The sequence below is a fragment of the Campylobacter gracilis genome (genome assembly GCF_001190745.1).
Taxonomy (GTDB): Bacteria; Campylobacterota; Campylobacteria; order Campylobacterales; family Campylobacteraceae; genus Campylobacter_B; species Campylobacter_B gracilis.
Genome location: NZ_CP012196.1, coordinates 885,098 through 904,270 on the forward strand (window position 1 = coordinate 885,098; position 19,173 = coordinate 904,270).

Here is a 19,173-nt window from a genome sequence, read left to right on the forward strand (position 1 = left end):
GTAGGCTGATTTTATGCGAATTAGTCTATATTGTCAAGTAGCGCTGTAATTTTAATAACGCAAATGCAATTTTTGTGATTTTAATAGATGAATGCAAAAGGCTCATAGGCTTTTTAAAGCGCAAGACTCGGCTTTTAGTCTTAATGGTCGCAAATGCCGGTTTCTGGCATAGCTGAGTAGTTTCTCGCTCCGCCTGAAATCCATAAATTTTGATTTTAAAATTTTAGATTTAAAATTCCGAATTCCGTCGTGCTTGGAGTTCGGAATTTTTAGAATTTTATTTTATCGCGTTTATCGCGTGTTTTTGGCATTCTATTTTTCACGCGGGAGCCCTTTGCTGCGCCAGATCGCGCCGCTTGCGATGTTAAAACCATCGCGCCAAAGTTCTGCCTGCTTGCGGAGGAGATTTATGAACTGGGCTCCGGCATTGAAGTTATTGCGCCAAAGCTGCTGCGGCAGAATTCCATTTACTTTATGCAAAAGTAGTTAAAATTCCTGCCGCTTGTCGCAATTGAGTTACTTATTGCGCCAGATCTATTCGTCGCGCCTTAATTTTTATCGCTCGCAGCACCCGCTTTACTTTGTCGCGCCTAAATTTTTGCCGTCCGTCGCATTAGAATCGCTCGCAGCGCCGTGATTTTCGCTGCTTGCAGAATCTGAGTTTGTCGTACCGCTAGAGCCTGCGGAGATTGGATTTGCTGCACTTTCGCCCGCGATACCGCTTACGTTATTTATGTAGGCTACGGTGCTTATTTTATTCCATTCTCTACCGATTTTCAAAAATGCGCGCTGGCTGTCTAGGATCTCTTTAAACATCGGATCTTTCGCCGCTTCTTCGTCTAAAATTTCATTCGTTGCTTTTTTAAGCGCGGCTATCACGTCTGCAGGGAAGTCACGCACCTGCACGTCCGGAAACTGCGCTTTTAGCTCCGCCCAAATGCGAGCGTTTTCGTAAAAGCCCTTATTTTGGAAGTTCTCTCCGGCAAGTCTTGCTGCAGCCTCTAAGATCGCTTGAAGATCCGCAGGCAGCTTCTCTAGCGCCTTTTGATTTACCAGCAGCTGACAGTCTCCCATAGGCTCTTGCCAGCCTGTGTAGTAGTATTTAGCCACTTTGTGAAATCCAAGTGGCATATCATAGACAGGGCTTACCCACTCGACCGCGTCAATCGTACCCATCTCTAACGCCATAAATAGCTCGCCCGTAGGCACTGTGTTTATAGTGGCACCCAGCTTGCTCATCACCTCTCCGCCTAGCCCCGGTATGCGGAATTTAAGCCCTTGCAAATCTGCGACCGAGTTGATCTCTTTTTTAAACCAGCCACCCATTTGCATGCCGGTAGATCCCATCAGAAAGGTCTTCATGCCGTATTGCGCGAACATCTTATCATTAAGCTCTCGCCCACCACCATAGTAATACCACGCGTGCTGCTCATCAGTAGTCATACCGAAAGGCACCGCCGTCCAGAGCATAGTTTTGGCGTCTTTGCCTTTATAATAATAAAGCGAAGTATATCCTAGATCGTATTGACCGCTTTTGACGAAGTCGAATATGCCAAAGCTTGCCTTGTGCTTGCTCGGCGTATCGATGCGGATCTGAAGCCTACCACCACTAAGGCTTTCGGCATAGTTTTTAAAATCCTCAGCAGCAGCGCCCAAAACGGGCGTAGTCGCCTCCCACGTACTAGCAAGTCTTAGGCGATATACCTTATCGTCGCCGAAAAGCTGCGAGCCCAAAAGCATGAGACATGCAAACAAAAAAATCTTTTTCATTTATATCCTTTCATAAAGTTTTAAATTCATAAAATTTCAAAATTTAGCGCGACGCCTGCTTAAAATTTAATCGCGTTCTGCGTTACTGCTACGAAATTCTGCTTCACGGTGTCTATTTTATCGACACATTGCTTTCTATTCTATTTTACGACGCTTCATCTTATCGGCACCTTGCTTTGCAAGCGTCTTATTTCGCGATATTTTGTTTCTAAGTGCTCTACCCAGGCTTTTTATTTTACAATGCCTGGCTTTGCGACGATAGAGTGCCGCGTTCGTTTAATTTCGCTACGTTCGGATGTTACCACACCTGCACCATATCTAGCGATAATATTTTATCAAGCGCGCTTGCTTAAAAGCTTCCGGCGCGGATCTTTTTCTCTTAGAAATGACAAAAGTATCTTAAAATGCCATCTCTGCGCTTTTGCAGATAAAATTCTCCCTTCCTTTCAAAGCGAGCTTTGTCATTTCAGCAAGCTTAGACGCTACGCCATTTCTTTGATCTTAGACGGCAGAATCGTGTTTTTAAATTTAAAATCCACGATCTGCGCACTCTTCGCGCCACACTGGCAAGCGGAAAGTGCGCCTTTATATTTGAATTTTGCGCTTTAGTTGAGCGCAAAATTCCGCGCGGAGTTTTGATGCAAATTCCGCGCGAAGCCTAGATTAGAATTTTACGCAGAGCCATCCCGCGTTGTCTAAAATTTTTTACAAAATTCCATGCCGCAAAATGCACTTAAAATTTCGAATTTGCTATTGCGCGGAATTTCTTAGCGTAAATTCTAAGCCTTGAAATTTTGCTCTTGTTTGACGGCATAAAATTTTAAAACAAAATTCTGCAGCCCCATGCCTTAAAATTTTATTTGCAAAGCCTGCCTGCTAAATTTTAAAATTTTGAGCCTAAGTCCGCAAAATTCCGCATTCCGCATTTTAGAAATTCTATTTCGCAAAATTTTATCTCGCGGATTTCTCGCTCCGTAAATTTCTGCGCTAAATGAAATTTTACTTCGCATAGTTTGCGCTTAGTAAAATTCTAGCTCGCAAAATTTCGCTTAAAATTTCGCGAGCTAGCCCTTATTTTCAAATAGCTCCGCGTGTTTGTCGCGCAAAAACTCGACCACGGCGATCACCTCGTCCGCGCCGCTAGCGTCAGAGTTCGCAAGCACCGTATCGATGTTTTCGATATACAGCTGCGCCGCATCGGCTAGCCGCTCGCGTCTCACGCCCGCATAAAGCAGCATCGCGTCAAGCAGGATATTGATCTCGTAGATGAGGTCTTGCTCAGCGATTTTTTCGTCATTATTTTTCATCTTCTTCCTTTGAAATTTGAGTTTTTTTCTCGATTAGATCCACGATTTGCGCCTTTACGGCTTCGTATGAGCTCGCGTCCTTAAAGCCCGCAAACATCCCGCCGCTCGCGTTTACGTGCCCGCCGCCGCCGAGGAGCAGCTTTGCCATTTCGCTTACGTCGATCTTGCCGTCGGCGCGAAAGCTGAGCGTTTTTTTGCTCGTTACGTCGATGAAAAAATCGACATCGGGGTTCTGTGTCAAAAAATCGTTGCCGATGACGCTTACGTTGCCGATATTGTAGGTCAAAATGCCCTTTTTATCGAGATATCTGATCTCAAAGCGCTGCTTTTGGGCGCTTAGGCGATCGACTACGAAGTGCGAAACGAGATTGCTTAGCGTATCGTCGCGCTCGATTTTAAAAAATTCTTTCTTTATGCCGTGCAGTGCGCTATCTAGCGCGATGTGTGCGCTCGGCTCGTCTTGAAATTTAAAAATTTTTTCTAACAAGAAAAAGATATAATCCCTACTCTCCCGCTCAAACATGATCTTATTGATCTCTTTCGCGCCCGAGACCATGCCGAGGCAGACCTTGCCGAGCTCAAACTCGCTTTCATCCTTCAGCCAGATGTCCACGGCGTTTACGACGCGCACGAGCTTATCCAGCCGCGGCGAACCGCCGAACATCGCACTGAAAAAATCATAGGTGATCTTCGTGGCGCAGCGCGATGAATCCAAAAAATACCACGGGAATTTTTTCGCGCACTCAAGCCCGCTTTGATGATGATCTAAAAGGATCACGCGGGCGTTGCGACGGGCTATCTCGCCGCTAAATTTCTCGCACTGCGCGGACAGTAAATTTAGATCGGTGATTAAAACCAGGCTTTTCTCGTCCGCGTCTACGGCGAGCCGCTCGTCGATATGAGCGAGGATGAGATCAAATTTTTCGTTTATCTCCTTGCCGTAGTTGGCGTTAAAAAATTCCACATCCGTCAAATAGTGCGCTGCGACGAACTGCGCGCCGTAGCCGTCTAGATCGGTGTGGCTTAGGTGATATATTTTCATTTGCGCTCTTTGCCGATAATGTCTGCTAGCGTGATCGTATCCATATACTCATCGACTTTCTCTTGAAGTTCGCCAAACATTAGATTGACGCGACATAGCGTGCGACCGTTCGGGCAGGCGTCGATCCCCTCGGCGGTGCAGTCAAACACCGTCGCCTTGCGTCTTTCGGCGCTTTTGATGATCTCGCTTAGCGTGATCTTATCCGCATTGCGCGCGAGCACAAAGCCGCCCTTGGCGCCTTTGAAGGAATTCAAAAGTCCCGCGCGAGCTAAATTTTGTAAAATTTTAGCCAAAAAGCTGCGTGAAATTCCAAGCTCGCTAGAGATCGAATCGACATCCATCGATTCCTCCTTACCCGCGATGCAGATCATTGAAAGTAGGGCGTATTCGCTTGCTTTTGTAAAAAGCATTTATTTTCTCCTTTGGTGTCAAAGCGTGCATTTTACACAAAGAAAGCAAAAATTTAGGTTAATTAAGTATAATCGCTTCCTATTTTACCGATCAGGAGGTCATCATGGCTTTAGACACGGCTCAAAAAGCACAGATAGTTGCGAAATTCGCTAGAAGAGAGAAAGATACGGGCTCTGCGGAGGTGCAAATCGCGCTTCTTACCGAGAGGATCACGCTTCTTACCACTCATTTGCAAGCAAATCCGAAAGATTTTTCATCTCGCTTAGGACTACTAAAGCTAGTAGGTCAGCGCAAAAGAATGATGAAATATCTTAAAAACAAAGACTACGCAGTTTACTCCAAGCTCGTTAGCGAGTTAAATTTAAGAGATAAATAAGCTCCTTTACTCGCGGCGGCGTTTATTTTGTCCGTCGCGACTTATACACGGCATCCGCCAAACGGCGGACGCTTTTTTTATGCTCGAAATTTAGACAGCCACACTTTTTCAATTTTTGAATTTTTTGAGAATTTTGTAAAATTTATGAATTCTGCTTGGATTATGAAATTTTAAAATTTCATAGAATTTTTGAAATTTTGCCGAATTCTAATAATTTGCGCAGTTCACATCCACGACGGAATTTTGAAATTACAAACGGCGATAAATTTTATCTGCGCCGTCTTGCGTGCAGCCAGAATTATACATTCGCGCTGTTTGAATCATCCAATCTGCATCAAAATTTAATTGTCAAATTCCAAAGAGTTTAGATGAAGCTTTTACCATGCCGCCAAAAATAGGGCGGCTCGTAGAATTCCGTTTTTTGGAATTTTTTAAAAATAATTTTGCTTCTTGCAATTTGAACTTTCATTTAAACGCCGCAAAGCTCATAAAATTCGCCCATTTAAAGATACTCTCGACGCGCTTAAAGCCCGCGCTTAGCGCCAAGGCGCGGTTTTCCGCCTCGGTGTAGGGCACGAGCACGTTTTCAAGCGCCTCGCGTTTTTGCGCGATTTCGTAGCGCGAGTAGCCCTGTGCGCGCTTGTAATCCTCGTAAATTTCGATCATCTGACGCGCGAGCGCAGGCTCTTCGTAGACGATCTTTTCGCTAAAGATCAAAACCCCGCCCTCGCGCAATCCGTCGTAAATTTTACTCACGAGCGCGGCGCGGCGCGGCGGCCTGATGAACTGCAGGGTGTAGTTTAAAATCACGGCGTCGCAGTCCGCGAGGCTCGCATCCAGCACGTCCGATACGCTAAGCTCGAGCTTGGCGCCGAACGCCGCCGCCTTAGCGCGGGCGTTTTGTATCATCGCCTCCGAGCTGTCGATGCCGCACAGCCGCAGATCGGAGCGTAGCGCAAACAGCGCCAGTAGCGCGGTCGCAGTCGAGCAGCCAAGATCAATCACGCGGGCATTTTGCGGCAGTATCCGCGCTAAAAGCTCGCTGCTAAGCCGCGTGCTAGCCTCATAAAACGGCACGCTGCGCCCGATCATATCATCAAAAACCGACGCGACGCTGGCGTCAAACTCAAACTGTTTTTTGATAGGCTCTTTAAAAATTTCGTCTTTCATCCATTTCCTTTTAGTTTTGCTATTTACGCAGCACTCGATTTATACTTCCTGCTTATGCTAAGCGCAGAATTCTCACACCGTGCTTCCTGCACTTGCGCAACACTCGATTTGCGACCGCTACGCATGGAATTTTTGCGCTTAGTTTGCCCCGCGTGTAAGCATACCTAAATTTTAAACGCAGCATGAGCGCTTTTAATGCGAGCGAGCTGCATCCCAGTTTGCGCCCAACTTCTAGCCCAGATACGCTCGATGCATGATTAAATTTCGCGCCTTGCTTGACACGCCCTAAAATTCCGCGCCGCGCAAATACATCCTTAAAATTTTGCGCTGTATTTAGCGGGCTTAGAATTTCTCAGCATTAAATTTTACGCCGCCAAATCTCGCACTGCCAAAACAGCTCCTTTAAATTCTTTAATTACGAACTTAAACTAAAAGCATAGCCAAAGCTCCATTAGTAGAATTTCGCGCCCATTTTGCGATTTTATGCGCCGTAAATGGAGGCGCTTGGTAAAATTTACGTTTGACTATGCGTATAATTTAGCCGCTCTCGACTCTTACTTAGCGGCGGCCCTGCTAAATTTTAAAGCTTCACAGCGCAACTAAGATTTTTTATTGCCCTTGATTCTCGGTGCAGCTGACACTTACCTCGCCTTACATAAGCCCAAGCCCAAGGTGCGTTAAAGCCCTACAGGCGGTGACCAAGTATTCTCAGTGACAACGGGCGCACGACTTTTATACGGGACGACGCGGACGGCTCATTTAATGCGCCGTAGATGCAAAACGCGGGCAGACACATCAAATTTCAAGCACACAGCCCGCAAATTTCATCTTTAAGCTTACAAGCCGTAGATTAAAATTTATAGCTTCGCAGTACCGCCTCCGCCTCTGAAGCGTCTTTTAAAATCTGCTCTTTAAGCTGCGCTAGGTCGGTAAAATTTTGATTTTCGCGCAGGAACTTTATAAATTTCACGCAGACGAATTTCACGCCGCCGTTTTTGTCCACAGCCTCTAAATTTTTATTTTTGGCCCTCAAGCTCTCGCTCGCCGCAAAATTTTGTGTAGAAATTTCTACTGAATTACACGCCGAAATTTCATCTAAATTTCGCGCAGAATGTGCAGTTTGCCCCCCGCAGCACGGCGCGTGATCTTGCGCGGAATTTAAACCCACCTCAAAGCCTGCAAAGTCCCCTAAAATGTGCGTTTCAAGCGCAAAAGCTCCGTCGGTGCTGAGCCTGTGCCCCAAGAAGCTCACGCTTGCAAATTCCTTGCTTTCGGCGCGCGCCAGGGTCGCATACACGCCGCTTTTTGGCATAAAATAGCCGCTCGCATCAAGATTTAGCGTCGCTACGAACTCTCGCGCCCCGCGCCCTTGACCGCGCACGATCCGCCCACAGATCTCGTAATCTCGCCCTAAAAGCTCCGCCGCCTCTTCGCACCGGCCGCGCGATAAAAGCTCCTTGATCCTGCTTGAATGCACGCCGCCACCGCTTAAGCAAAACTCTCCTACGACGCAGGTTCGCCCGCGAAATTCGCGCCTTAAAAACTCCACGTCCCACGCCCTATCGCGCCCAAATCTAAAGTCCTCGCCTACGACAATTTTTTGTAAATTTATGAAATTCTGCCTTAAAAGTGCGATAAATTCGCCTCCGCTAAGGCTTTTGATCGCGCGCAGATCGCAATAAAAAATCTTTTTGTCCGTAAAAGCCTGCCGCGACGCAAAAGGGGTGAGCTTCGTGCCACCACCTGCTAGGATTACGATTATTGCGCCGTGCTCACCTAAATTTTCAAATAATTTTTGATGTCCAAGGTGCATGCCGTCGAAGTTACCGATCGCTACGGCGCGAACCTCCTCGCGGTTTGCGCCTTGTAACGTTGCGAAAAACTCGCCACGTGTGAACTGCTCGCTTAGGCGCGCGCGTAGTACTTCCGCACAAGCAGGAAGCATGCCCTGGGCTTGCGCGTCTACACCATTGTCGCAAGTGCTGCCATAAGCCGTTTCGTTACTGCAAGCGGCGTCAGTATCTGCTTCATCTGCGCGGTGTGCATCGCCGGTTTTGTTTTCGCGTAGCTCTTGCTTCGGGTGTTCGATACTTTTAGATGAATTTCCCCCATTGCTTGTGGAATTTCGTTCCGTAAAATTTTGCAAGCTGGAATTCTGCGCTACAAAATTTTGCTCTTTAAAATTCCGCAGCGAAGCCTTTGTATGGTCTTTACATGATTTTTGATTAGCCATTATTGCTGCTTCGTCCAGATGATTTTTTTGGTGTCGTAACCGCTATGCTTCGCCTTTTTTAGATATAGGATGCGGATCGGCTCAGGCAAGGTTTTGGTGCGCGAGAGGATGTAAAGCTCGCTCGTATCGGCGCCGAAGATCAGGGCGTAGCGATAGTCGCCGTCGACCTGCGCCACGCGGTAGAGGGAGTCGGAAATCAAACCTTTTTGATAGAGCAGGCCTACGCTTTTATCGCCCGCAAACTCCAACACGTGCTGCTCGTTTTCGATTTTGCCAGAGCTTGTTTTGGCGGTTTTTAGAAGATTGATCGTGGAGTTTTTATCGATAAAGCACTCGTACGCGGTGTTTTGCAGCTCGCCGCCGCCCTTCATGCGGGCGATCTCATACCAGCCGCCGCTAAATTTAGCGATGTCGAAATTTTTTACCAGCGGCGCTTTCGGGCTCAGGCTTTTGGCGCATGCGCCCAAAAATAGCGCGCAAAACGCCAATATAATTAAGTTTTTAAATTTCATCGTTCATCCTTTTTAGAAGATAGAAAAATTCCCTATTTCCCTCTTTACCCGTGATTTTGCAGGCGCTAGCGTGTAGCACAGCAAGTCCCAGCTCGGCGCATAGCTGCTCAAATTTCGCCCGTGCGGCGCGCACTGCTTTTTCGTCCTTAAGCACGCCTTTTTTATTTCGCTTGATCTCCGCACCGACTTCAAATTGCGGCTTAAATAGCACGATGAGAGCGTTTTTGGCGAGGCTCGCGAGGCTTTTTAGGATCAAATTTAGCGATATGAAGCTCACGTCGCAGGTGATGAGATCAAATTTCTTCTCGCTTGCAAACTCCCTGATGTCGGTATTTTCGCGCACGATCACGCGAGGATCGCGCCGCAAAATTTCGCTTAGTTGCGAGCTGCCGACGTCAAGCGCGGTCACGCTCTTTGCGCCGCACTGCAATAAAATTTGCACGAACCCGCCCGTGCTGCTGCCCACGTCCAAAACATCGGCTCCCGCTAAATTTAAAATGTCTTTTTGCGAGGGCTTTGTTTGTATCGCCCCTGTGCTGCTTTCTCTGCGGCACACGCCCGCCTTGCCGCCCGATTTAGAGGCTTTCGCCGCATTTAAAATCTCTGCCATCTCGGCGCCTTTGCCCGTCTGCAAAAATTCCACTGTTTGCTTGTCTGCACCGGTTTGTAGAAGCACAGCCGTATCGGCGCTAGTTTTTGCGTTACGAATCGCCTTAGTATTTGTTTCTGCGATCTTTGTCGCCGTTGCGCTTGGAATTTTAGTCGCTTCGTCTGCGCTCAAAATTTTATCCGTAGCCGCAAAATCTGCGCTTGAAATTTGCGTCGTTACTGCGCCCGCCTTTTGTGTCGCTGCCGCTTTGCTATCTGCGCTTTTTGCGCCGCTGTGCGGCTTTAAAATTTCTGCCGCCGCGCTAGGTAAATTTGCACCGCAGCTTGCCAAAAGCCCGTTTTCAGCGAGCTCGTCCAAAAAGCCCGCAAGCTTGAGCGCGCCCCTGCTTACGTAAATTTGATCAATCGCGCTGATTTCGCCGCTCTGCTCGGGCGCGATCTGCGCAGAGGGTCTGTTTTGCACGGCGCCTCGCAGCAAAATTTTATCCTGTTTTATCAGTGCGGCAGCTTGATTTCTACTGATTTTAAGAGTGTTTGCGACGAGCAGATCAAATCTCATTTTGTCTTTTCTCCGCGCGGCGGTGAAATTTTAAAGCTTACGCAGTTTTTGTGCAGCCTTGAGCTTAAAATTTTATCGCGCATAGCAAAGTTGCGGGCAGCAGCGCCGCAAGGCTCAAATTTTAGCCCGCGCCGCGCCGCAAATTTAGCCATACTGCGCATTGTAAATTTCTGCTCGCCGTGCGTTGCAAATTTTATCTTGCCACTAGCGGAAATTTTAAAATTTTTCCTATCGGTGCAGTGTTTGAGCGGCGTAAGATTTGAGATATTCTTACTTGCAGCCGCATCTATCGACATCGAGCCCGCCGTCTTAGCGCCGCGGCAAGCGGAGCCCGCGCACCTCGCAGAGACCGCCTCCCTGTTTGCCGTTTTTACGCACGCCTTAGAGCCCAGCGATCTTGCAGCGGCCGCTCGATTTGTTGCTCTTGCCGCTTGCTCGTGCGCTACAAAATTTTTAAAATTCTCGCGCTTCGTAAAACACGCAAGCGCCGCAGGACGGAGATTGCTTTTAAAATTTAACCCCGTGCCGTTTGCGTGCGGGTTCGGCACCAAACAAAAAACCTTCACTTGCTGCTCCCCGCGAGCGCTTCAGGCTCGCTCTTGCCGGGTGGATTTGCGCCGAGCGTCGCCAGGCTCGCGAGCGCTTCAAACTCGCTCTCGTCGATCACCCGCACGCCAAGCGAGCGAGCTTTTTGCAGTTTGGAGCCCGCCTCTGCGCCTGCAAGCACGAAGTCGGTCTTGGCAGATACCGAGCCCTGCACCTTGGCGCCCATTGCCAAAAGCTTGGCCTTAAACTCGTCGCGCGGACGGCTGAGCGTGCCGGTGATGACGACGCTGCGGTCTGTGAAAGCGCTTTTGACGGTCTGCATTTGGGGTGCGCGCGGCGCGATGATTTCGCTTAGATTTAGAATTTTTTCGCGATTTATCTTGCAAAACTCCGCTAGGCTCCTTGCCATCGCCTCTCCAAAGCCCTCCAGGCGCAGGATTTCATCCTCGCTCGCATCCAGCCAATCCTGCCCGAATGCCGCGGCGATCTTGCGCGCGGCTACCTCGCCGATGTGCTCGATCCCCAAAGAGGCGATGAAGCGCTCAAGCGGCGCGTTTTTGCTCGCATTTATCGCGCCCAAAAGATTTGAAATTTTTTTATCCGCAAAGCCCTCAAGATCCGCCAAATCCTGCGCGCCGAGAGCGTAAATGTCACCGATCTTTGAAATTTTGCCGCTTTCAAAAAGCTGCGTGATCGTCGCATCGCTTAGCCCTTCGATATTCATGCATTTTTTGGAGCAGAAATAGATCAACGAGCCTATCACGCGCGCCTTGCAATCGAGGTTTTGACACTTTATGAGCGCGCCTTCGTCAAGTAACTTCTCGCCGCAAACCGGGCAGCGATCGGGGCGCGAAATTTCACTCTGCGTGCCGTCTCTGCGCTGTTTATAAACGCTCGTGATCTTCGGGATCACGTCGCCGCTACGGATGATGCCTACGAAGTCATTTTTCATCAGCCCCAGCCGCGCGATCTCGTCGAAATTATGAAGCGTCGCGTTTGAAACGTTCGCGCCGTCGATATTTACGCTATATACGACGGCTACGGGGGTGACCGCGCCAGTGCGGCCGACCTGCAGATTGATCTCGCGCAGCCGCGTTACCTTTTCGACCGCGGGGAATTTATACGCGACCATAAAGCGCGGAAATTTCACCGTATAGCCCATCTGCGCGCACTTTGAAAGCTCGTTTACGCGGATTACCATGCCGTCTAGCATCAGATCTTTGCTCGCGCGCATGCTATGCAGCGCCTCGTACGCAGCCCTGATCTCGCTTGCGCTCTTGCAGATGCGGCAAAACTCATCGCGCAAAAAGCCGAGACTGCGCACAAACTCCATTATCTGCGAGTGCAGCGCAAAACTTAAGGAATGCTCGCCCACTCCCCACGGGATAAATTTTAGCTTCCGCTTCGCTACGATCGCGCTATCCAGCTGGCGCAGGCTTCCCGCGGCGGCGTTGCGCGGGTTTGAAAACAGGCTCTCGCCGTTTGCGGCGCGCTCGTCGTTTAGCGCGTCAAAATCGCTCTTTGCGATCAGCGTCTCGCCGCGGATCTCGATCCTTCCCGCGTAGGGGATCTGTAGCGGCACCGATTTGATCGCTCTTGCGTTTTGCGTCACGTCCTCGCCTATAAGCCCGTCGCCGCGCGTCGCCGCGCTTATTAGCACGCCGCCTTCGTAGGTCAAATTTAAGCTCGCGCCGTCAAATTTCGGCTCGACGTAAAACTGTGCGCCGCTCTTCTCGCCGCGAGCTAGCCACGCCAAAAGATCCGCATCGTCGAAAATATCCTCCATCGACCACATCTGCGCGCCGTGAGCGAGCTTAGAAAAGCCCTCGCTGATCGCGCCTCCTATGCGCCTTGTGGGCGAGTAGGACAGCGCTAGCTCGGGGTTTTGCTCCTCGAATTTCTCCGCTTGCGAATAAAGCTCGTCGTACTCCTCGTCGCTTGCGATCGGCCGATCGTCGGTGTAATATGCCCGCGCCCACGCATTTAGCGTATCTACTGCGGATCTGTATTCATCGTAATTCATCTTGCGCTCGCATCTTTAAATTTTAAAATTCCGCGCGCCGCTGAAATTTTACGTCGCATTAGAATTTTACGCTCCGCGGCAGGCCCCTGTGCCCCAAACACTGCGCCGAGCGGCTCGTTAGTTTTAAATTTAATGCCGCGCGCAGAGTTAAATTCCGCGTTGCGCAGCAGCTCGTTATCGTTAAATTTTATGTCGCGTAGCCTGCTCGCTTTAAATTTCGTGCTTAAAAAGGCGCGATCAAATTTCATTGCCAAACTCCTTTAGCGCGCGTTCGTAATCAGCCGGCGTATCGATGCCGATGCTTTTGGTTTCGATCTCAAGCATCGCGATCTTTTCGCCTGCGCTTATGGCGCGAAGCTGCTCGAGTTTTTCGGTATCTTCCAGCGCTGAGGCGGGCAGGGCGCAAAACCGCTTTAAATTCCGCACGCTGTATGCGTAGATGCCGATGTGTCCGAGGTAGCACTCGCATGCCGCGCGCGGGTAGGGGATGAGCGAGCGCGAAAAATAGATCGCAAAGCCCGCATTATCAAGCACTAGCTTGACTAAATTCGGATCCTCCGCCGCCTGAGGGCTTATGTATTTGTAGCAGCTCGCCATGAATGCGCCCTTTTGCGCGATCTTCTCGCGCGCAAAATCTTTAAATTTAATCAAATTTTCGCTCTCGAAAAAGGGCTCGTCGGCTTGGATATTGATGATGATCTCGTTCTCCGCAAGCGCCGCGTTTGCGACCGCTTCAGCGATGCGATCGGTGCCGCTTTGATGCTCTCGCGCGGTGAGAACGGCGTCAAAGCCGTAATCTTGCGCGATCTTTAAAATTTGCGGCTCATCTACGGCGATTAGCACGCGGTCTGCCTTGGCGGCATTTTGAGCCGTTTTGATAAACATCGGCACGCCGTCAAACTCACATAAAATTTTATTTTTAAAGCGCGTCGAAGCAAGGCGCGCGGGGATTACTATCATTTTTTGATCCACTCCATTATGGCGTTTTTGATCTCGCTTTGCTCCACGACGCTAGAATGCACCTGCGGCGCGCTAAAAAGGCGCGAGATCTGCGGCGGAATGTCGCTGCGAAATTCCTTCGAAAGCGCGATCATATCGGCTCGTTCGTCCTCGCAAGCTCTGCCTTTGATCGCGCCGATCATCGACGGCGTAAATTTGATCCACTTTGCGGTCGAGATGACGAGATTTAGGCGGCTTTCGTCAAGCAGCTTGAAGCAGGTCGCCGTGTGTGGGTCGATCAGCACGCCGCGGCTGCTTTCTTGCTTGATAAACTTAGCGCACTGCGTATCGTCGCAAAAATCCGCCTCGAAGACCTCGCGCAGCTTCGCAAGCTCGCTTGCGTCTAGCTTATAAAATTTATCTCGCGCCAGGCTCTGCATCAGCTCGCTCGTGCGCGCATCGCCGAACATATCGCTAAGCAGCCGCTCGACGTTGGAGCTAATCAAAATATCCATCGCAGGGCTGATCGTACGGATAAGCTCGCGATTTCGTAGATCGTAGATGCCGCGCGTAAAAAGCTCGGTCAGGATATTGTTTGCGTTTGAAGCGATCTTGATTTTGCCGATCTTTGCACCCATTTTTTTTGCGAAATACGCTCCCAACGCGTTACCGAAATTTCCGCTAGGCACTATGACGTCGAAAGTGTTAAATTTAGCGCTCTGCGCGCTATTTGCGCCCGCTGCGCCGCCAAAATTTTTGCCGCACGCCTGGCACTGATCGCTTTGCTTTAAATTTTGCTCGGGGCTCAATACGCCGTGCTTTGAGAAATAGATGCTAGCATAGAGGTAGTAGATGATCTGAAATAAAATCCTGCCGAAATTTACCGAGTTTGCGGCGCTTAAATTTAAATTTGCCCGCGCGAGCTCGTTTTTGAAATCCTCGTCAGCCAGCAGTGATTTTAGCGCGCGTTGCGTATCGTCGAAGTTGCCGCGCACGCCTAAAATTTTAAGATTTGCCGCGCTTTGCTTTACCATCTGCTGGCGCTGTATCTCGCTCGTGCCGCCCTGCGGATAGAGGCAGACCGCTTTGATGTTTTCGTCGTCCGCAAAAGCCTCCAGCGTCGCAGGTCCCGTGTCGCCGCTCGTAGCGCACATTATTAAAAATTTTTCATTTCTAGCTTTTGCGATGCTTTTTAAAAGCGCGCCGAAAGGTTGCAGCGCCATATCCTTAAACGCAAGCGTCGGGCCGTGATAAAGCTCCAAAATATAGGCATTCTCGCTTAGCTTTTTGATCTGGACGGGGCAGGCGGAATTTTCAAATTTATCGTAGCGCCTTAGCGCGCTCTCAAAGATCTCGCTGCTTACGTCAAAACCAAAGCTCTCGATGATTTTAAGCGCGATCTGTTTGTAGCTCAGATCCTCGCACTGCTTAAAAAAATCCTCGCTCAAAAGTGGCAGCCGCTCGGGGCTGAAAAGCCCGCCGCCGCGCGCGCTCGGATTTAGCAGCGCGTAGCTAAGATCCGCTTTTTGCGAAAAATCTCTCGTAGAAACCAGTTTCATCTTTTTCCTTTTTAAAATTTTAAAATTTACGCCCGCCTAGGCGCTTTAAATTTGATCGTTTGGACTTTTTGCGCGTGCTCGCGGCATTGCGGTTTTAAGCCTGCTGCCCCCCGCTCACGCCTAAATTTCTTCCTTTATCAAACTTCCTATGCCGCCGTCCGTGAAAAGCTCAAGCAGGATCGAGTGCGGAATTTTGCCGTTGATGATATGCGCGGCATTTGCGCCGTTTCGCACGCATTGCAGGCACGCATCTACCTTTGGGATCATGCCGCCTGCGATCGTGCCGTCCTTTTTAAGCTTCGAAATGAGCGCGGCATCGAGCTTGCTGATTAAATTTCCCTCTTTATCGAGCACTCCGTCAATGTCGCTTAAAAATATCGCCTTGCTCGCTTTTAGCGCGGCTGCTATCCTGCTAGCGCAGAGATCGGCGTTGATATTAAAGCTCACGTTTTCGTCCGTCTCGCCGCCTGCAAGCGGGGCGATCACCGGCAGATAGTCCTTTTGTAACAGGTCATTTATCAGCTTGGTATTTACCTCGGTGATCTCGCCTACGAAGCCGTATTTTTTCTCATCGAGGAATTTTGCCCTCAAAAGCCCGCCGTCTTTGCCGCTGATACCGATCGCTGGCGCACCATTTTGGTTCAAAAGCGCCGTGATCTCTTTATTTACCGCGCCGCTTAACACCATCTCGGTGATTTCGATCGCGTCTTTACTCGTTACGCGAAGCCCGTCGCAAAATTCGCTCTGCACGCCGATCTTATCCAGGGTCTGATTGATCTTTTTGCCGCCGCCGTGCACGACGATGATCTTGATGCCGACCATATGCAAAAGCACGATATCGCGGGCAAAATCAAGCTTGAGTGCATCGTCGGTTTGCGCCGCGCCGCCGTATTTGACGACGAAAATTTTATCTCTAAATTTACGGATATAGGGCAGCGCGGAGATGATTACTTCGGCGGTTTTGCTCTTTTTTATCATAAAATTCCTTTAAAAACTTTATTTTATCATAGCTTGGTTTATGTAGTTTTGAATTTTGCGGATAAAGTTTTCGCTTAGCTTCAAATTTAACAAAATCACCGAAATTTCCGCGCTCAAATCCCTCAATTTCACGTAATCTTTCGCCGTGCATAGGATATGCTCCGCGTCCTCGCGCCTTAGCAGCTCTAAAATCTGCTCTTTTTTGAAATCGTAATGATCCGGAAAGAAGGCGTGCGCTTTTGCGAGCGGTAAAAATCGCTCTAAGCGCCAAGGCTTGGCGATAGCGCTGATTAAGATCGTGCGGGATCTCTCAAAGCTCGCTTCTTTGGGGCTTGAAATTTTATCCTCGGCGGTTTTCAAATTTAAATCCGAAATTTTATCCGCGGCGCGATTTAAATTTGAATCCGAAATTTTATCCGCGGCGAAATTTGAAATTTCATCCGCAGGATTTAAAATTTCATCCGCGCCGTTTAGCTTACTTTGCAGATCCGCTGCCGAAACGATCTTAAAGCTCTGCGCAATATCGCTGGGTGCGGGTATGAAATCCGCAAATTTATAAAAAAACGGCGGGTAGCGATACGCAGCGAACGGCAGGCAAAAGGGCAGCTTCGGCGCACTTTGCGGGCGCAGCAAGATATCAAATTTAGAGATATTAAATTTAGAAAACCCGTCGTCTAAGATCACCAGCTCAAAGCCGAGAGTTTGCGCGCGCAAAATCCCTGCGGCGCGATCTTCGCTGACGATTACGTTTGCGCCGCGTAAAAACAGCGCGTATTCCATCGCCTCATCGCCGCTTTGCTCTACGTCGCAAAGTATCCGTCCGCCGAGAGCTACTTCGAGCAAGCCTCTACTTTTGCGCCCGTATCCGCGAAGGATGATGCAGGTTTTAAACTCCCCGTTAAATTCTTTAAAAAGCGCCCGCACTAGCGGGGTTTTTCCGCTGCCGCCGAGGGTTAAATTTCCGACGCTGATTATTGGAATTTTAAATTTTTGCGGCTTAGCAAAGAGCCTTTTTATGCAGACGATAAGCGTATAAAGCAGCGATAACGGCGCTAAAATCACTCCGAGCGCAAGCCACGCGGGGCTCGGGTCGTATAAGTTTCGCTCGATTAGGAGTTTAAACACGATTTTGCGCTATCTCTTTGATCTGCTCGCAGATGTAGCTCACATCGTCGTCGCTAAGCGCCGTGTAGATCGGCAGGGATAAAATTTGCTGATAGTTTTTAAGCGCATTCGGAAAGTCATTGACCTTGTAATTATATTTGCTTTTGTAGTAGCTTAGCAGATGCACCGGCACGTAGTGCAGCGATACGCTTACTCCGCGCGCGATCAGCGCTTTGGCGAAATCGTCGCGGTTTTTGTCGATCTTTACGATGAATTGAGTGTAGATATGCTCCTCGCTATCGCTTGGAAGCGTCACGTGCGGGCAGTTTGCGAGCTGCTCGCGGTAGGCTGCGGCGATCTGCTTGCGGCGTTTTATAAAGGCGTCGGTTTTTTCAAACTGAGCGATGGCGTAGGCGGAATTTATAGCGTTAAGATCGTATTTTTGACCGATGCGATCGACGTCGTAGGTAAAGGACATATTGCCGTCTTTGTAAAAGGCGTCTCCCACGATGCCGCCGTTTCTTAAAATTTGCGCGGCGCTTGCTATCTCATCGTCGTTCGTAACGAAAAAGCCCGCCGTAGAGATCGCGTCTTGCGCTTGAGGATTGATCTGAAAGCACGATATGAGCGAGCTTTTAAGCGCTCCGATTTTTGCGCCTTTATAGGTAGCGCCCATAGCGCGGCACGCATCGTCTATAAGGATGATATTTTCGCTTTTGGCGACCTCGCTGATGGCGTCTATATCCGCAGCAAGTCCTGCGATGTGCGAGATGAAAGCGCATTTTAGCTTTTTGTGGCGGTTCTGATCTATCGTGCGAGCAAGGCTTTCGCTCGTGATATTAAAGCTTATCGGATCGATGTCTACGAAAACGGGCTCTGCGTCGAAGTGGCGGATCACTTCGGCGACGTTGGGAAAGGAATTTACGGAGCATAAAATTTTATCCCCACGCTTAATATCCATCGCACAAAGCGCCAGATGCAGCGCCGTCGTGCCGCTCGTAGTCGATATGGCATGCTTTACGCCGAAGTATTTGCAAATATCCTCTTCAAAAATTTCGCTATATCTTATATCGCTATTGTAGAGGGCGCTTTTAATTAAGTCTTCCTCTTTTTTATCGATTTGAGCCTTATAAAACGGTATCTCTTTCATAAATCTCTCCTTAGTGTGCAGGCTCTATGCGAGCGACCGCGGGTTCGCGAAGCTTAAAATTATTTTTAAGAATTCTACGGACGACAAATTTCACCAGTTCTTGATTGTGGCGCGAGTTTTGCAGATATTTTAGATCGTTTGCGTTTATTCGCTCGCCTGAGCGAAATTTCATCCGCAACGCTTCGTGTGAAAAAATATCTCTTAGCACGCTATCTAAAATCTCGTAGCTGTATCCAAGCTCACGCTCGTCGCTTTGGTTTTCCCATAGATCGGCGCTTGGGGCTTTTTTTATGATCGCATCGTCTATGCATAAAATTTTTGCGAATTTAAACAGATCGGTTTTTAAAATTTCTCCGATCGGATTAAACGCGCAGGCCAGATCGCCGTAGATCGTGCCGTAACCTAGCATCCTCTCGCTAAGATTGCTCGTGCCTACGACTACACCACGCTTAGCCACGCTGTAATCATAAAGCAAGCTCATTCTTACGCGCGCGGCGAAATTTCCGATGCGAAGAGCGCTTGCACCGGGATTTAAAGCGGTAAAATTTTCTACAAATGGCGCGATCTCTTGGATTTCGTAGGGGATATTAAAGGATTCGCAGTGAAAGATGCCGTCTGCCATATTTTCTAAATTTGAACCCGCGCTAGGCAGGATAAGCCCGTAAGTGGGGATCTCGGTAAGTGCACAAAGCGCAGAAACCACGGCGCTGTCAAGCCCACCGCTGATGCCTACTACAAAGGCGTCCGCGCCCGTTTCATCGAGTCTCTCCGATAAAAAATCGGTCAGTTGCGGCAGCAAATCGTCCAAAAACATAATATTTAGCCTTAAAATTTTACGTTAAATTGCGCGAATTTTAACTATTTTTGGCTAAATTACGGCTTTAA

At 49.0% G+C, this 19,173-nt stretch carries 18 protein-coding genes; 1 reads left to right on the forward strand and 17 read right to left on the reverse strand.

Annotated features, from left to right (window positions below):
* Window positions 1-576: 576 nt before the first annotated feature.
* The 4 genes from CGRAC_RS04590 to CGRAC_RS04610 form a co-directional block, all read right to left on the reverse strand.
* Window positions 577-1,770: a TRAP transporter substrate-binding protein gene (locus CGRAC_RS04590; RefSeq protein WP_005871885.1), complete on the reverse strand. Its 1,194-nt coding sequence runs from the start codon at window positions 1,768-1,770 to the stop codon at window positions 577-579.
* Window positions 1,771-2,834: 1,064 nt separating this feature from the next.
* The gene (locus CGRAC_RS04600; RefSeq protein WP_005871881.1) at window positions 2,835-3,077 is read right to left on the reverse strand and encodes a hypothetical protein; all 243 of its coding nucleotides are present in this window, start codon (window positions 3,075-3,077) and stop codon (window positions 2,835-2,837) included.
* Window positions 3,067-4,119, reverse strand: a complete 1,053-nt coding sequence (locus CGRAC_RS04605) for a DHH family phosphoesterase (RefSeq protein ID WP_005871880.1) — start codon at window positions 4,117-4,119, stop codon at window positions 3,067-3,069. The genes CGRAC_RS04600 and CGRAC_RS04605 overlap by 11 nt, the downstream gene beginning before the upstream one ends.
* A complete protein-coding gene (locus tag CGRAC_RS04610) occupies window positions 4,116-4,529 on the reverse strand; it encodes an Rrf2 family transcriptional regulator (RefSeq protein WP_005871879.1) in 414 nt (137 codons plus the stop codon). Before CGRAC_RS04610 ends, CGRAC_RS04605 begins: the two co-directional genes overlap by 4 nt.
* A 104-nt stretch (window positions 4,530-4,633) precedes the next feature.
* On the opposite strand from CGRAC_RS04610, the gene rpsO reads away from it, so the two are divergent.
* Window positions 4,634-4,906, forward strand: coding sequence for a 30S ribosomal protein S15 (rpsO, locus tag CGRAC_RS04615; RefSeq protein WP_005871877.1), 273 nt, complete (start codon window positions 4,634-4,636; stop codon window positions 4,904-4,906).
* A gap of 465 nt (window positions 4,907-5,371) precedes the next feature.
* Here the strand turns inward: rpsO and cmoA are convergent, their stop codons facing one another.
* The 13 genes from cmoA to nadE form a co-directional block, all read right to left on the reverse strand.
* The gene (gene cmoA, locus CGRAC_RS04620; RefSeq protein WP_005871871.1) at window positions 5,372-6,076 is read right to left on the reverse strand and encodes a carboxy-S-adenosyl-L-methionine synthase CmoA; all 705 of its coding nucleotides are present in this window, start codon (window positions 6,074-6,076) and stop codon (window positions 5,372-5,374) included.
* An 850-nt stretch (window positions 6,077-6,926) separates the two neighbouring features.
* Entirely contained in the window at window positions 6,927-8,309 is a 1,383-nt protein-coding gene (locus CGRAC_RS04625; RefSeq protein ID WP_005871864.1) for a riboflavin kinase, read from the reverse strand.
* Window positions 8,309-8,821: a lipocalin family protein gene (locus tag CGRAC_RS04630; RefSeq protein ID WP_005871861.1), complete on the reverse strand. Its 513-nt coding sequence runs from the start codon at window positions 8,819-8,821 to the stop codon at window positions 8,309-8,311. The genes CGRAC_RS04625 and CGRAC_RS04630 overlap by 1 nt, the downstream gene beginning before the upstream one ends.
* Complete coding sequence (locus CGRAC_RS11840) at window positions 8,811-9,989, reverse strand: SAM-dependent methyltransferase (protein ID WP_005871859.1); 1,179 nt, start codon at window positions 9,987-9,989, stop codon at window positions 8,811-8,813. Before CGRAC_RS11840 ends, CGRAC_RS04630 begins: the two co-directional genes overlap by 11 nt.
* The gene (locus CGRAC_RS04640; RefSeq protein WP_143297847.1) at window positions 9,986-10,555 is read right to left on the reverse strand and encodes a hypothetical protein; all 570 of its coding nucleotides are present in this window, start codon (window positions 10,553-10,555) and stop codon (window positions 9,986-9,988) included. The genes CGRAC_RS11840 and CGRAC_RS04640 overlap by 4 nt, the downstream gene beginning before the upstream one ends.
* Window positions 10,552-12,558 carry an NAD-dependent DNA ligase LigA gene (gene ligA, locus CGRAC_RS04645; protein WP_005871857.1) on the reverse strand — a complete coding sequence of 669 codons (2,007 nt, stop codon included), beginning with the start codon at window positions 12,556-12,558 and terminating at the stop codon, window positions 10,552-10,554. The genes CGRAC_RS04640 and ligA overlap by 4 nt, the downstream gene beginning before the upstream one ends.
* Window positions 12,555-12,806 carry a hypothetical protein gene (locus CGRAC_RS04650; RefSeq protein ID WP_005871856.1) on the reverse strand — a complete coding sequence of 84 codons (252 nt, stop codon included), beginning with the start codon at window positions 12,804-12,806 and terminating at the stop codon, window positions 12,555-12,557. Before CGRAC_RS04650 ends, ligA begins: the two co-directional genes overlap by 4 nt.
* Window positions 12,796-13,518, reverse strand: coding sequence for a 3-deoxy-manno-octulosonate cytidylyltransferase (gene kdsB, locus CGRAC_RS04655; RefSeq protein WP_005871855.1), 723 nt, complete (start codon window positions 13,516-13,518; stop codon window positions 12,796-12,798). The genes CGRAC_RS04650 and kdsB overlap by 11 nt, the downstream gene beginning before the upstream one ends.
* A complete protein-coding gene (gene thrC, locus CGRAC_RS04660; RefSeq protein WP_005871854.1) occupies window positions 13,515-15,056 on the reverse strand; it encodes a threonine synthase in 1,542 nt (513 codons plus the stop codon). Before thrC ends, kdsB begins: the two co-directional genes overlap by 4 nt.
* A 120-nt stretch (window positions 15,057-15,176) precedes the next feature.
* Window positions 15,177-16,034, reverse strand: a complete 858-nt coding sequence (argB, locus tag CGRAC_RS04665; protein ID WP_005871853.1) for an acetylglutamate kinase — start codon at window positions 16,032-16,034, stop codon at window positions 15,177-15,179.
* Window positions 16,035-16,052: 18 nt separating this feature from the next.
* Window positions 16,053-17,159 carry a tetraacyldisaccharide 4'-kinase gene (locus CGRAC_RS04670; RefSeq protein WP_005871852.1) on the reverse strand — a complete coding sequence of 369 codons (1,107 nt, stop codon included), beginning with the start codon at window positions 17,157-17,159 and terminating at the stop codon, window positions 16,053-16,055.
* On the reverse strand, window positions 17,152-18,288 hold the full coding sequence (locus CGRAC_RS04675; protein WP_005871851.1) for a DegT/DnrJ/EryC1/StrS family aminotransferase: 1,137 nt from the start codon (window positions 18,286-18,288) through the stop codon (window positions 17,152-17,154). Before CGRAC_RS04675 ends, CGRAC_RS04670 begins: the two co-directional genes overlap by 8 nt.
* Before the next feature lie 10 nt (window positions 18,289-18,298).
* Entirely contained in the window at window positions 18,299-19,102 is an 804-nt protein-coding gene (gene nadE, locus CGRAC_RS04680; protein WP_005871850.1) for an NAD(+) synthase, read from the reverse strand.
* Window positions 19,103-19,173 lie beyond the last annotated feature (71 nt).

Coding starts and splice junctions, on each gene's coding strand:
- CGRAC_RS04650 (WP_005871856.1), bottom strand. CDS start 12,806: ATGAAATTTGATCGCGCCTTTTTAAGCACGAAATTTAAAGCGAGCAGG.
- kdsB (WP_005871855.1), bottom strand. CDS start 13,518: ATGATAGTAATCCCCGCGCGCCTTGCTTCGACGCGCTTTAAAAATAAA.
- CGRAC_RS11840 (WP_005871859.1), bottom strand. CDS start 9,989: ATGAGATTTGATCTGCTCGTCGCAAACACTCTTAAAATCAGTAGAAAT.
- CGRAC_RS04590 (WP_005871885.1), bottom strand. CDS start 1,770: ATGAAAAAGATTTTTTTGTTTGCATGTCTCATGCTTTTGGGCTCGCAG.
- argB (WP_005871853.1), bottom strand. CDS start 16,034: ATGATAAAAAAGAGCAAAACCGCCGAAGTAATCATCTCCGCGCTGCCC.
- rpsO (WP_005871877.1), top strand. CDS start 4,634: ATGGCTTTAGACACGGCTCAAAAAGCACAGATAGTTGCGAAATTCGCT.
- CGRAC_RS04630 (WP_005871861.1), bottom strand. CDS start 8,821: ATGAAATTTAAAAACTTAATTATATTGGCGTTTTGCGCGCTATTTTTG.
- nadE (WP_005871850.1), bottom strand. CDS start 19,102: ATGTTTTTGGACGATTTGCTGCCGCAACTGACCGATTTTTTATCGGAG.
- cmoA (WP_005871871.1), bottom strand. CDS start 6,076: ATGAAAGACGAAATTTTTAAAGAGCCTATCAAAAAACAGTTTGAGTTT.
- CGRAC_RS04600 (WP_005871881.1), bottom strand. CDS start 3,077: ATGAAAAATAATGACGAAAAAATCGCTGAGCAAGACCTCATCTACGAG.
- CGRAC_RS04610 (WP_005871879.1), bottom strand. CDS start 4,529: ATGCTTTTTACAAAAGCAAGCGAATACGCCCTACTTTCAATGATCTGC.
- ligA (WP_005871857.1), bottom strand. CDS start 12,558: ATGAATTACGATGAATACAGATCCGCAGTAGATACGCTAAATGCGTGG.
- CGRAC_RS04605 (WP_005871880.1), bottom strand. CDS start 4,119: ATGAAAATATATCACCTAAGCCACACCGATCTAGACGGCTACGGCGCG.
- CGRAC_RS04675 (WP_005871851.1), bottom strand. CDS start 18,288: ATGAAAGAGATACCGTTTTATAAGGCTCAAATCGATAAAAAAGAGGAA.
- CGRAC_RS04625 (WP_005871864.1), bottom strand. CDS start 8,309: ATGGCTAATCAAAAATCATGTAAAGACCATACAAAGGCTTCGCTGCGG.
- thrC (WP_005871854.1), bottom strand. CDS start 15,056: ATGAAACTGGTTTCTACGAGAGATTTTTCGCAAAAAGCGGATCTTAGC.